The organism is Butyrivibrio sp. DSM 10294, assembly GCF_028539135.1.
GTDB lineage: Bacteria > Bacillota > Clostridia > Lachnospirales > Lachnospiraceae > Butyrivibrio.
Window position 1 is genome coordinate 64,777 of sequence record NZ_JANSWL010000080.1, and the last position, 13,124, is coordinate 77,900.

The window sequence follows — 13,124 nt, forward strand, 5'->3', positions numbered from 1 at the left end:
ATATTCTCCCAAGGCAAAAGCGGATGATTCCAAGAAGCTTTATACGAAGGTCTCTTATGCCGAGGCGGAAGCATCCTCCAAGTCCTATAAAGGAACCCAGAACAGGGTACAGGCATATGTGAATTATGTTGGAAATACCTCAGGTACGTTAGATTCCTCTTTTGAATATACCTATGATGACAGAGGAAATATTTGTGGCATCATCGAAGAATATGATGTTAAACGTAACCGCACAGTGTACAGAATCGGAGGGCAGTACACAAGGGGCTATATCTATGATAGCTTTGGTGAAGTAGTAAAAGCGCAGGAATCATATAGGGATGGCCATACTAAGAACTATTACTACACCTATGATGATGGCGGGAACATTACTGAAGAAGTAGTATGGGACCCTGAAGCCAAAAGGGATATACACAACTATTATGAATATGACCCTGTCTGGAAAGATCAGCTCAAAAAATATAATGGCAAAACGATAGATTATGACAAGTGTGGCAATCCTACGCAGTATCTTGATTATCATATGGACTGGGATACCACTAATGGAAGCCTCACTTTTGTTAATGCAAATGGTAAAGAATGCAACTACGTATATCTCAGTGATGGGCAGCGAATCAGCAAGGATGTTGGTGGTGATAAGACTGCATATATCTATAATGCAGGAATGCTCCTTTATGAAGAAACCAAAGACTACAGACTGAACTTCTATTATGATGCTGACGGCCTTGTAACTGAGATAGGCTATCAGACCAAGGATAATGGAAGTTATAGTGATGAGACCAGGTATTTCTATTCAAGAAACGGACAGGGAGACATCATAGCCATCTACAGATGCAAGGATTCAACTCTTGTAGGAACTTATGAATATGACCTCTGTGGCAATCCTGTATCACAGAACGAGAATGTATTTACCAAGAAAGTAAATGGCAAGACTGTAACCATAACAGATGAGCAGGGCATCCTTGGTAAGAATCCCCTTAGATACAGAGGATATTATTTCGATAAAGAGACGGGATTCTATTATCTTAATGCAAGATACTATGATCCGGTTGTTCACAGGTTTATCAGTGCAGATACTCAGATAGCAGGGGTGTCTTCTGATGTTATTGGATATAATCTATATGCATATTGCGATAACGACCCTATAAACAAACTGGATGCATCAGGAGAATGGCCACAGATGTCAAATGAGCAAAAAATAGGATGTGGTCTCGCTATCGTTGCAACGATTGCTGTTGCTGCAGGAATAGCGGCAATTGCTCCTGAACTGGGCATATCAGCTTGTGCTTTGCAGACAGTGTTTATTGCAGCGGTTGCTGGCCAGGCATTCTGTTCTGTGGCGATTGGGGCAATAAGCGCCGGAATAGCATATGCTAAAGGAGCGAGTTCCGATGAAATATGGCGGGCAGCATATGATGCCGCTGCGGACGCATTTCTTGGAGGGACAATAGTTGGTGGAGCAACAGCGGCTGCTGTTGGCGGAATTGAAGGAATATCCTGTTTTGTGGCGGGGACAGTTATTTCAACAGATGAAGGGCTGGTTCCGATAGAAGATATCAAAGCTGGTGAGTATGTTCTTTCTGAGGATCCTGAAACAGGAGATGTGGCATACAAGAGAGTTCTTGAGACATACATAAATGAAACAACGGAACTGATTCATCTGAATATTGATGGTGAAGAAATAGTAACTACTCCGACTCACCCATTTTATGTCAAAGGCAAAGGATTTATTGAAGCAGGAAATCTCAATGTTGGTGAAACTCTTGTGGATTCAGAAGGCAATGAACTGCATCTAAGGATTAAACGCTGGGAGCATCTGCAAAATACAGTACCTGTATATAATTTTGCGGTTGAGGACTATCACACATATTTTGTTGGAGATAATGAAGTGCTTGTACATAATATGTGTGCTGCCGATATTGTTGAAGGAGCAAATGCTGTTCAAAATGCAGGTGAAAACACGGTTGAAAATATATCAAAGAGCCAAACACCAGATCAAAAGGCTTTATTTGATATTTCAAAAGAAGCCGTGCAACAAGCAAAAATGGAAACCCTATAAGTTATGAAGAAGCAAAGATTTTAGACGAATGGGCTACCGAATATGGAGTTCCTCAGCATCATCAGGCATATATTGGAAGCGGTTTACATTTTCCAGGTGGCAACTTTATGAATCATACACATATTTATAGGTTTCACGTTCCTTTTCGAAATTGATTAAAGCAAACAAAAGTATCAATAGTTTTTGGGAATGGTATTTGGTTACTAATCCCCGTTGAACTTGGGGATTAGTAACGAATGATTAAGGAGGCCTGTTGTGAATAACGGAGTGATATTTCAAAAAAGGGAAAATCGGACATATCAGGGAGTAGATGGAGATAATTGGTATTTAAATGAACTGTATCCTGATTCATTTGAAGGATATTTTGAAAATAAGATAGAACTATCTTGGCGGGATGATTCTTATGTTGATGTGTGTAATGATCCTGAGTACATCAATGAATATATAAGAGTATCTACAGAGAACAAAATAGATTATAGAATCATACTTTGTTGTACTGATAATAAGCTACCGGATGGTTCCAATATCATGTGGGGGGAAAAGCTTTTTCTAGGATATGATTACGCATACTCAGGAGGTTCGTACTATTCTGCCATATATAATGAATTACATTTTGAAAGGTTGGATGAGTACAAAAATATATTATTGAATAAATATGGATTACTAGATAGTAAACAAGAGATGAATAGATATCTAGAAATCAGGAATGGACTTTTGGAGAGGGGATGCAATCTTGAACTTGGAGATTTTGTTATTTTCGAATTATATGAGATAGAGAAAGATGGTATTTTTCTAAAATAAGTTGGTATAGTTTCTGGCTCTAATCTTTAGGAGCTACTAACTGCACAGGAAAGTAATAGGTACCACACGTTCTAAAAAAATAATATGCAGGGACACCGGTTAATGCTGAGAATGGGAAGGTTCCGATAAGTTTCATGCTGTATTCAAAAATGGAAAAAGCAAGGAGATATACGATATGTTATCAAAGCCAGATAATGGATATACAAATTTTAAGCTAGAGGGAACTTCCCAATATACACTTGATTTCGTCGATGATATACCATTTGAGTGGGTTAGACAGGCAATCCATGGACTCGAAACAAAGAACCCATTTTGCGTTATAGGAGAAACGGATCCGGGAACATTTATATGTGTTGTTGGGTGGGATTGCCATATTATTTGGGAAAAAGGACCAGATCTTACTGAACCAGGTGGAATAGGGCATGAGTATATAAAGGTTAACATGGTCGAGTTCAGTAAGATGCTTTATTCCGATATTAAAGAAAATGTTAATGATTGGGTGGATTTTTATTGGGGGCATCCTGAGAATGTGGATGAAAGAAGAGATGAACTTGAAAAACTTCTTGAAAGATTAAAGGAGCTAATTGAGAATGATAAACAAACGTTTAAATAATGATGATGAATATGACCTCTGGGGTAAGTGTCTGTTGACATATTGTCAGGGGGAATGGTGTTAGATATTTAGGCATGAAATTTGTTAGTTATCATCTATCATTATATTTGCTACTTCAACGTAGGATATAGGAGAATATTGCAATGAAGAAATATATCAAAGGCGCTAACCCATACATGCCGCTTTGGGAACATGTTCCGGATGGAGAACCCAGAGTGTTTGAGCATAACGGCGAAAAGAGAGTTTATGTCTATGGTTCTCATGATATTGAAAGAGACAAGTACTGCGGAAGAAACTATGTGGTGTGGTCTGCGCCTGTAGAGGACCTTACCGATTGGAAGTGCCATGGCGTTGCTTATGAAACTCATTTTGATTCAATTCTGTATGCTCCGGACGTGGTAAAAAGAGGAGACACCTACTATATGTACGCTGCAGAGCGCTGCGGAAGTCTTGTAGTGGTTGCAAGCTCAAAAACTCCCTGGGGACCCTTTGAAAATCCGGTAAATACAAAACTTGGCTTTGATCCGGGAATTCTGGTGGATGATGACGACAGAGTGTATGCATATTGGGGCGGATGTGCTGCTTCATGCTATATAGCAGAGTTGGAAGAGGATATGGCTACGATTAAAATGGAAACCCTGGTGGAGAATCCGCTGGGGCATTCGACCTGTCCCTGGAATCCGGTGGATGACGGCCATATTTCGCTGATCGATGGCTTTTTTGAAGCCTCAAGTCCAAGAAAAGTAATGGGAAAATATGTTTATATTTATTCCAAACGCTATGAGAAGCCGGTGCCGGAACTTGGCGTATTTACAGACAATAACGGATTTCTTTCATATCGCTTCAGTGATTCACCCTTCGGACCATTTCATGATGGTGGCGATATCAGCTTCAACGGAGGTGAGATCCTGCATGATGCAGAGGGGGTAGGTACAATGACCTACCAGTGGGGAAATAATCACGGCTCCATCATGGAAGTGAACGGAAAGTGGTATGTCTTTTACCATCGCCAGACCGGTGTTAACGAGTACTCAAGGCAGGCTATGCTTGAACCAATAGATGTAGCTATGGGAGCAGACGGCAAACTCTTTATCGGAGATGTGAAGTATCTTGCAGGAGAGCCGGTTTCTTCTAAGCCTGTTGAAATGACTTCTCAGGGGCCTCAGATTAACGGACTTGATGCTTATTCCTGGATTTCCGCAGGTTATGCCTGTCATATCTACGGCAGTAAAACACGTGCATATGTAAGGCCATCTTATGAAGAAAGAGAGGACCTTTCAACTCCTGTAGTTGGAATTACAGATGGAACAACTGTAGGCTTCAGATATCTTCAGTTTGGGCAAAATACGCCTAAAGCTGTGACTGTTGTTCTTGAAACGGTAAAAAAGCTCAAGGTCAGACTCCATATCGATTCCTATAATGGGCCGGTACTGGCTGACCTTATATTCCATGGCAACAGCAATGAAGCAAAGGCGATGCTGCAAGCAGGTGTAATCGGCAAACATGCCGTTTATTTTGAATTTGTATCGGATGATAGTGAGGAGACCTATAGCTTCGACAGGTTCACGTTTGATTGATTTAATTATCGAGAGGTTGACTCCCCTTGACAGTTTATTATTTTGAGTATTCATCGTACCTATCCAGGAAATGGTGTCGATTTCCATCCGGTGTCTTGTAGGCAATCAGGGCGTTCAAGTGAACATTCTCAACACTCTTAAAAATATTTGCCTCGATGTATGGGCTCATCTCACGTAGTTGCGCGATCAGGGCCTTGGTCTCGGCGCGTTTACTTCCGAAGTCCAGGTCATTTTCTTTTGCCAGCATCTCGGTCATTCTGCAGGCGCAGTTGATGAATTTGAGATCATTGTAGGCTGCCCACTTTTTTACATCTTCCTCTCTTATGAGGTAGAGAGGTCTTATGAGTTCCATGCCTTTGAAATTGGAACTGTGAAGTTTAGGCATCATAGTCTGGATCTGCCCGCCGTAGAGCATTCCCATAAGTATTGTCTCGATGACATCATCATAGTGATGACCAAGAGCTATCTTGTTGCAGCCCAGCTCTTTTGCCTTGGCATAGAGGGCGCCGCGTCTCATTCTGGCACAGAGGTAGCAGGGAGAACCTTCCACTTCCTTGTCCACAACCTTGAAGATATCAGAATCAAAGACTGTGGCAGGAACCTGCATCAGCTCAAGGTTCTTAAGGATATTCTCGTAGTTGGCGGTGTTGTAGCCGGGATTCATAACGATGTATTCGACTTCGAAGTTCTTTTTACCATGCCGATGTAGTTCCTGGAAGAGCTTGGCCATAAGCATGGAATCCTTGCCGCCGGAGATGCAGACTGCGATTTTGTCGCCGTCCTTGATAAGCTCATAGGTGTTGATCGCCTTGGTAAATTGGCTCCAGAGTTCCGGCCTGAACTTTTTGATTATACTTCTTTCGATTTCTTTGTTCCTTGTATCTGACATCGGTTTTCCCTACTAATTGTATGATTTAATATGAAATACAGATCGTTAAATTGCCTATGAATGTTAACACATTATCGTGGAGGGAGCAAGGGCAGTGAAGAGCCAAGGAATTTAAGGCAGAGATTGGAGAAATTATAGGAAAATATGTAGTTGTGATACCCGGTAGATTCAAATCCGCTTAAACTATATGAAAATAGTTACTGTAGCAATAATCTACGTTAAAGCATCAGGACGCACACCCTTGACAGCACAAAGAATAATTGCTGCGAACGTCTCACCGACGGCGAGGAACTCAGGAACAATCTTCTTTTTCTCCGTCGAAGGCAGCATTGTAGCAATTATTCTTTGCACTATCAAGGGCAAGCCGCTTACGCGGTGGCTGTTTTCTTTACCTCGGGCTCAGAATCTTGGAACAATCCGGCGAGCTGGCTAGATTGCATTGTAAGATTGGAGAATTTGCGTTGCCTTGCTATTTTTCTGATTATCCATTCGATAATTCATCATGAAATATCTGATATTTCTTTTGATAACGTTATCCGGTGCGGCAAATAACGACATAGCGAGAGAAAAATAATTGCTGTCATTATCTCGTAGACCGTTGTGCCAAATAAAGAAGAATTCATTTCGTTGTACGCAATGAAAGCACGCGGTGAAGCATAAACGCAAGATATGAGTGTAGAGTAGTTTATAGGCAAACACTCAGAATTAAACGGGCATTGACTTCGCGTGTCTTTGGTCAGCGATAATTGACGGTATCTTGATAACCGGACACTTGCATAGGAAATTAATCTATCCTCAAGTGTTACCATAGCTAATTCATACACTCCTGCTGCTATTTGCTTATAATCCGCGTGTTTTTCGGTGCTTATATGAAAGCGTTATCCTGATAACCATATTCATCATCATATGAAACTCTTATTAAAGCAGCATTAGTAAGCCTTTTAGCTTAAATAATCGGTCAAGTAATCTGATCATCATATGAAAATGCTTATATCCCCCTATTAATATGCCTTTTAAAATCAATGATGAATTGGCAATGGCTATTTCACAGCATGCGAGCATATTAAAATGGAAAGATTGAAAGCGTTAGTATGTACAGCATGAATAATTTCATATGGATCAGCGACAAAGAAGCATATGATAGATAAGAATAATGATGACTTCGTATGCATAGGTGCACAAAATATTACTGATTTCAGCAAAAATGCCGTTCACATGCATATGAAAGATTATATATAGTTGCTTTTGTATGCCTAAGCCATCAATCAGAGCTTTTTTGACAAGAGAGGCAACCTTTTGAAGAGGCTATCCTGCCGCTAACAAAACAAAAAGCAACCGGCAAGAGGAAATTTCAGTTCCTGTGAGGATGTGGGCATTTATGCCACATACCTGATTCAAATCCGCTTGATTAGCCCCTAACGCCCTGGATATTGATGTCAAGGGAACCGTGGAATACCGCAGCCGGCTTTATCGGCGAGGATATGCCGCGAAAGTCCCTTGACATCAATATTCAGGGCGTTCATATAGTTTAAGCGGATTTGAATCTACCGGGTATCACAACTACATATTTGTTATCATGTACAATCCATTGCATCGGGTTCTCATGTTTTCTTGCTCCTTGTGAAAAAGTATATAAGAGTATATAATCAAAGTTGAAGTATATAAGAGTATATAAAGTATATACGGATTTCAAAAGTATATAAGAGTATATAGAAGTATATAAGGAGATCAGCCTGAGAATGGAAAGAAACCCTTTTGTTTTAAACTTTGGAAAGGTTCCAAGACAATATATTAGCCGCGAACTTATCATCGACGAGATAGTTCAGGAGATGAACGATGAAGAGTCGCAGAATAACTGTTTTATGCTCACAGGGACCCGGGGAAGCGGCAAGACAGTCACCATGACAGAAATTGAGCAGAGAATTCTGGAATCTGAAGACTGGATCGTTGTAAGGCTAAACGCTGAGCGGAACCTGCTGGAGAGCCTGGTGGGTAAGCTTTACGACAGCAGGAGCTTCATAACACAGTTTGTGGATGCGAATCTGAACCTGTCAAAATTTGGCATAGGCTTAAGTGTCAGTTCCAAATCTCCCGTAGCGGACATTGAATCAGCATTGGAGAAAATGCTTAAAGAGATTCAGAGAAAAGAGAAAAAGCTCTTAGTTTCTGTTGATGAAGTGTCTAACACTGCTTCCATGCGAGAACTGGCCAGTTGTTTTCAGATCCTTATAAGAGAGAACTATCCGGTATTTTTGCTCATGGCAGGCCTTTATGATAATATAAGTGATCTGAGAAATGCAAAGACCATGACCTTTTTATACCGTACTCCGCAGTATGAGATGGAACCTCTTAATCTGACCCTGATTGCAGACAGATATTCCAAATTGTTTGGTATTGACAGAGAAAAAGCCATGGACATGGCTGTCATTACCAAAGGATACCCTTTTGCATACCAGGCAATGGGTAAGTATGTATGGGAAGAAGAGAAACATGAATTAACGGAAACGGTATTGATCAAATTTGATGAAGCGCTGAGGCACTACGTTTACAAAAAGATGTGGTCCGAGCTTTCGGATAAAGACAAATGGTACATGTCCTATATAGTTCAGAAGGATGAAATGCCTGTAGCAGAGCTTCTCGAGATTACTAAACAGAAGAAAAACGAGTTTTCACAGTACAGAGAAAGACTAAGAGACAAAGGGATCATCGATGTATCTGAAAGAGGTGTCATCAAGCTTAAGCTGCCCCGATTTGATACTTTTGTAAAAAATGAAATTGGATTATAACATAAAGGAGAACAATAAATGAAAATAGTATTTATGGGAACCCCTGATTTTGCCAGGTGTGCTCTTGAAAAGATAATTGAAGCAGGTCATGAAGTGGTACTGGTTGTAACACAGCCCGATAAGCCCAAGGGCCGCAGCGGCGAGCTCCAGGTCTCTGATGTTAAGGCACTGGCTCTTGAGCATAACCTTCCGGTATTTCAGCCGGTTAAGATCAAGGAGCCAGATCACGTGGCTTATCTTAAGAGTATAGAGGCGGATATATACGTGGTTGCAGCCTTCGGACAGATCCTTTCTCAGGAGATCCTTGATATTCCGAAATACGGCTGCGTCAATATCCACGCGTCTCTTCTTCCTGAATACAGAGGAGCTGCTCCTATTCAGCAGTCCATAATTGACGGCAAAAAAGAGACCGGCGTAACCATCATGCAGATGGCAGCAGGCATGGATACAGGAGATATCCTTATTCAGAAGACTATTCCCATTGAAGAGAACGAGACCGGAGGTGGCCTTTTCGATAAGCTTTCTATTCTTGGAGCAGAGCTTATTGTGGAGGCGCTGCCACTTATAGAGGCCGGTAAGCTCACCCCTGTTCCTCAGGATGAGGCTAAAGCCACCAAGTGCGGCAAGCTGTCCAAGGATATGGGCAAGATAGATTTTAGTAAGGACGCAGAGACCATAAGAAATCTTGTAAGAGGCCTTAATCCCTGGCCCAGCGCCTTTACCTCTCTCGAGGGCAAGATGCTCAAGATCTGGAGCGCCAAGGCTCTTGACGAGGAGGGCTTCGATGCTGTTTACGGAGGTCAGGAATCAGAAGAGGACTTCGCAGTAAGGCAGCAGCTGGTAAAAGACAACGCCTACGGAAGTATTGCGGCTGTCGCCAAGGATTCCTTTGCAGTGCTGACAGGGGGCGGATATCTCCAGATCCTTGAGGTTCAGCTTGAGGGTAAAAAGAGAATGGATGCCAAAAGCTTCCTTCTTGGCAACCGCGTTAAGGTAGGATTAAGACTTGGATGATATGATATCCGTTAAAACTTTAATATATTTAGGAAAAGAGGCGATTTACAATGTATTACGGATATGGAAGAGGTTATGGTTACGGAATGGGATTTGACCCTTTGTATATTTTGGTCATCATCATGGCAATCCTGTGTATGGTGGCATCCGCAAGAGTATCCTCGGTTTATAAAAAATATGCTCGAATCCGCAGCATGAGTGGGCTTACCGGAGCACAGACAGCAATGGAGATACTAAGAAGAAACGGAATTACCGATGTGACAGTGGCACATGTTTCAGGCAATCTTACAGATCATTATGATCCAAAGAGAAGGATGGTATGTCTGTCCGATGCTACCTATGGCTCCTGCAGCGTAGCTGCCGTGGGAGTGGCAGCGCATGAATGCGGACATGTTCTTCAGCACTACACAGGCTATATACCGATCAGGATCAGATCAGCTATTGTACCCGCAGCAAATATCGGTTCCAAGGCAGGAATTCCCATAATCCTTTTGGGATTCTTCCTTAGCTTCTCACCACTTGTAACCATCGGCATCTGGGTGTTCTCACTGGCAGTTATATTCCAGCTTGTAACCCTTCCCGTTGAGTTCAATGCTTCTCACAGAGCACTTGTTATGCTGGAACAGTACGGGATTCTCGGACATGAGGAGATCACTCATTCCAGAAAGGTCCTCAGCGCAGCTGCCATGACTTATGTGGCAAGTGCAGCATCAGCAGTAGTGCAGCTCTTTAGACTGGTACTGATTTATGGCCGAAGAGGTAATGATTAAATGGCTAATATAAGAGAAATTGTATTAAGCATTCTCATGGAATACGATAAGGATGATAACAGAAAGGTTTCCCTTTTAAAGGACTCTCTGGAAAAGTACGACTACCTGGAAACCAGGGACAAATCCTTTATCAAAAGAGTTGTGGACGGAACCCTTGAGAGAAAGATCCAGATAGATTATATCCTTAACCGGTTCTCCAAGACCGGAACCGCCAAGATGCAGCCCTTTATCCGAAGTCTTATGAGAATGAGCGTCTATCAGATAATGTTCATGGACTCAGTGCCAGACAGCGCTGCCTGTAATGAGGCAGTGAAGCTTGCCGCCAAGCACAAGTTCGTCAACCTCAAGGGCTTTGTTAACGGCGTTCTGAGGAACGTTGCAAGAAACAAGGATAATATTGAATATCCCGTTAAGGATATTAATGGCGGAGTAGACCACCTATCCGTTTGCTATTCAATGCCCGAGTGGATCTGCAAAATGTGGCTGGACAGATACGGCTTTGATAAGACGGAGAGCATATTGAAGTTCTTCCTGGAGACAAGGCCCACCACTGTAAGGCTCAACATGAAGGCTTTATCAGATGCTGACGAGATAGATGCTCTGGTAAAAGAGCTTGAGTCAGCCGGCGCCGTAGTTAAGAAAAATCACATTCTTCCCTACGCATTGGAACTTGAAAAGACCGACAACATCAGATTTCTTCCCGGTTTCATGGAAGGAAAGTATACTGTTCAGGACATCAGCTCAATGCTCCTTACAGAGATTGCTGATCCTAAGCCCGGACAGACAGTAATAGATGCCTGCGCAGCCCCCGGAGGAAAGAGCCTCCATGCGGCAGAAAGAGTCCTTTCTGAGAACTCATCACAGGACTCTTCAGCTAACGGACATGTAATATCAAGGGATCTGTCAGAGCGTAAGTGCGACCTTATCAGAGATAATGCAGACAGAATGGGACTTACCAATATCGATATATCTGCCCATGACGCAAGGATTACCGATGAGAACCTGACAGAGAAGGCAGACATTCTCTATCTCGATGTTCCCTGCTCAGGCCTTGGTATCATGGGAAGGAAAAATGATATCAAATACAATGTAACCCCCGAGAGTACGGGAGAACTTAAGGATCTTCAGTGGGAGATCGTGAAGGCCTGTGAGGGCTATGTTAAAAAGGGCGGTATACTTATGTATTCCACCTGTACCGTCAACGCAGCAGAGAACGAGGAGATGGTTCAGAGAATCTGCAAAGAGCTCCCTTTTAAGCCCGTTGATATATCCAAGGACTTACAACGTTTAGGCCTTGATAAGGATAATGCCGGTACAGAAGGCTATATCCAGCTCATCCCCGGAGAATACGGCACCGACGGCTTCTTCATAGCTAAGCTGCAGAAGCAGTGAAGACAGTTGCCGGATGTAGATAATTATGTATAATTAGTCAGGTTCAGAAAGAACTGGCAAGAATAATCAAGAAAACCAGCAAGAATCCATATTCAGAGGAAAAGAGATTTGTCAGATAATAATACAACTATCACAAAAGAATATATAAAGGGGCTGACCGGTAAAACCGACCTTAAGTCCCTTAATCTTCAGGAACTCACAGAGTGCATCAAGAGCCTTGGAGAACCTGCCTTCAGAGCCAAACAGCTCTACGAATGGCTCCACGTCAAGCAGGTTGCCGATTACGACGATATGACCAATATTTCCAAAGCTCTTAAGGAAAAATGCAGAGAGAACTTCGACCTTACAGCACTTAAAAGTGTTCAGGTTCAGGAATCCAAACTGGACGATACCAAGAAGTTCCTTTTTGGCCTTGGAGACGGCAATGTCATAGAGAGCGTCTTCATGAAGTACAAGTTCGGAAACAGCGTCTGCATCTCCTCACAGGTGGGCTGCCGCATGGGCTGCAAGTTCTGCGCTTCAACCCTGGACGGAGTTGAGAGATCTCTTTTACCATCTGAGATGCTGGATCAGATCTATTCCATAGCCAGAATAACAGGAGAGAAGATCTCAAGAGTAGTTGTTATGGGATCCGGAGAGCCTCTGGATAACTATGACAACCTCCTTAAGTTCATTCATCTGCTGTCCGATGAGAACGGCATGAACATGGGACAGAGAAACATCACTGTTTCAACCTGCGGAATCGTGCCCAATATCTACAGACTGGCAGAGGAGCAGCTCTCCATTAACCTGGCACTTTCACTTCACGCCTCCAACAACGACAAGAGAAAGCAGCTGATGCCAATTGCCAATCAGTACGAGATCCATGAGGTCCTGAAGGCCTGCAAAGACTATTTTGACAAGACCGGAAGACAGCTTACCTTCGAGTATTCCCTGGTGAGCGGAGTTAACGATACTGATGAGGATGCTGCGGAATTGTCTGAACTTTTGGCGGGACTTAACGCAGTTGTGAATCTTATTCCCGTCAACCCAATAAAGGAGCGTGACTTTAAACCGACTGACCGCTCCGGAGCCCTTGCCTTCAAAAATAAACTTGAAAAAAGTCATATAAATGTTACTATTAGAAGAGAAATGGGCAGGGATATAGATGGCGCCTGCGGACAGCTAAGAAGACGCCATTTGGAGGAAAGTGTATAACTACCTGCTTATTTGTATTGTGATGA

At 42.5% G+C, this 13,124-nt stretch carries 10 protein-coding genes; 9 read left to right on the forward strand and 1 reads right to left on the reverse strand.

Annotated elements, in window-relative coordinates:
• Positions 1-118 precede the first annotated feature (118 nt).
• The 4 genes from NXH67_RS11940 to NXH67_RS11955 all read left to right on the forward strand — a co-directional run bounded on the left by NXH67_RS11940 (position 119) and on the right by NXH67_RS11955 (position 5,050).
• On the forward strand, positions 119-2,059 hold the full coding sequence (locus NXH67_RS11940; RefSeq protein ID WP_272797511.1) for a polymorphic toxin-type HINT domain-containing protein: 1,941 nt from the start codon (positions 119-121) through the stop codon (positions 2,057-2,059).
• Positions 2,060-2,314: 255 nt separating this feature from the next.
• Positions 2,315-2,860, forward strand: coding sequence for a hypothetical protein (locus tag NXH67_RS11945; RefSeq protein ID WP_022780122.1), 546 nt, complete (start codon positions 2,315-2,317; stop codon positions 2,858-2,860).
• Positions 2,861-3,035: 175 nt separating this feature from the next.
• The gene (locus NXH67_RS11950; RefSeq protein ID WP_022780123.1) at positions 3,036-3,473 is read left to right on the forward strand and encodes a hypothetical protein; all 438 of its coding nucleotides are present in this window, start codon (positions 3,036-3,038) and stop codon (positions 3,471-3,473) included.
• Between the two features lie 143 nt (positions 3,474-3,616).
• Complete coding sequence (locus NXH67_RS11955) at positions 3,617-5,050, forward strand: family 43 glycosylhydrolase (RefSeq protein WP_272797512.1); 1,434 nt, start codon at positions 3,617-3,619, stop codon at positions 5,048-5,050.
• A gap of 37 nt (positions 5,051-5,087) precedes the next feature.
• Here the strand turns inward: NXH67_RS11955 and NXH67_RS11960 are convergent, their stop codons facing one another.
• Positions 5,088-5,939 carry a tRNA 2-thiocytidine biosynthesis TtcA family protein gene (locus tag NXH67_RS11960; RefSeq protein WP_330676691.1) on the reverse strand — a complete coding sequence of 284 codons (852 nt, stop codon included), beginning with the start codon at positions 5,937-5,939 and terminating at the stop codon, positions 5,088-5,090.
• A 1,739-nt stretch (positions 5,940-7,678) separates the two neighbouring features.
• Here NXH67_RS11960 and NXH67_RS11965 point away from each other — a divergent pair.
• From NXH67_RS11965 to rlmN, 5 genes are all read left to right on the forward strand, one after another.
• A complete protein-coding gene (locus tag NXH67_RS11965) occupies positions 7,679-8,725 on the forward strand; it encodes an ATP-binding protein (protein ID WP_272797513.1) in 1,047 nt (348 codons plus the stop codon).
• Positions 8,726-8,743: 18 nt separating this feature from the next.
• Positions 8,744-9,739 (forward strand): methionyl-tRNA formyltransferase, encoded by a 996-nt coding sequence (gene fmt / locus NXH67_RS11970; protein ID WP_272797514.1) that lies wholly within the window; start codon positions 8,744-8,746, stop codon positions 9,737-9,739.
• Positions 9,740-9,789: 50 nt separating this feature from the next.
• Positions 9,790-10,509, forward strand: a complete 720-nt coding sequence (locus tag NXH67_RS11975; RefSeq protein WP_022776944.1) for a zinc metallopeptidase — start codon at positions 9,790-9,792, stop codon at positions 10,507-10,509.
• Positions 10,510-11,901 (forward strand): 16S rRNA (cytosine(967)-C(5))-methyltransferase RsmB, encoded by a 1,392-nt coding sequence (gene rsmB / locus NXH67_RS11980; RefSeq protein WP_272797515.1) that lies wholly within the window; start codon positions 10,510-10,512, stop codon positions 11,899-11,901. It abuts the gene before it with no gap.
• Between the two features lie 108 nt (positions 11,902-12,009).
• Positions 12,010-13,098, forward strand: a complete 1,089-nt coding sequence (gene rlmN / locus NXH67_RS11985) for a 23S rRNA (adenine(2503)-C(2))-methyltransferase RlmN (protein ID WP_022776946.1) — start codon at positions 12,010-12,012, stop codon at positions 13,096-13,098.
• The last annotated feature ends 26 nt before the right edge of the window (positions 13,099-13,124 follow it).

What these genes read in the sequence shown, in the direction of transcription:
- NXH67_RS11950 (WP_022780123.1), top strand. Translation starts at nt 3,036, where the DNA reads ATGTTATCAAAGCCAGATAATGGATATACAAATTTTAAGCTAGAGGGA.
- NXH67_RS11955 (WP_272797512.1), top strand. Translation starts at nt 3,617, where the DNA reads ATGAAGAAATATATCAAAGGCGCTAACCCATACATGCCGCTTTGGGAA.
- NXH67_RS11960 (WP_330676691.1), bottom strand. Translation starts at nt 5,939, where the DNA reads ATGTCAGATACAAGGAACAAAGAAATCGAAAGAAGTATAATCAAAAAG.
- NXH67_RS11965 (WP_272797513.1), top strand. Translation starts at nt 7,679, where the DNA reads ATGGAAAGAAACCCTTTTGTTTTAAACTTTGGAAAGGTTCCAAGACAA.
- fmt (WP_272797514.1), top strand. Translation starts at nt 8,744, where the DNA reads ATGAAAATAGTATTTATGGGAACCCCTGATTTTGCCAGGTGTGCTCTT.
- NXH67_RS11975 (WP_022776944.1), top strand. Translation starts at nt 9,790, where the DNA reads ATGTATTACGGATATGGAAGAGGTTATGGTTACGGAATGGGATTTGAC.
- rsmB (WP_272797515.1), top strand. Translation starts at nt 10,510, where the DNA reads ATGGCTAATATAAGAGAAATTGTATTAAGCATTCTCATGGAATACGAT.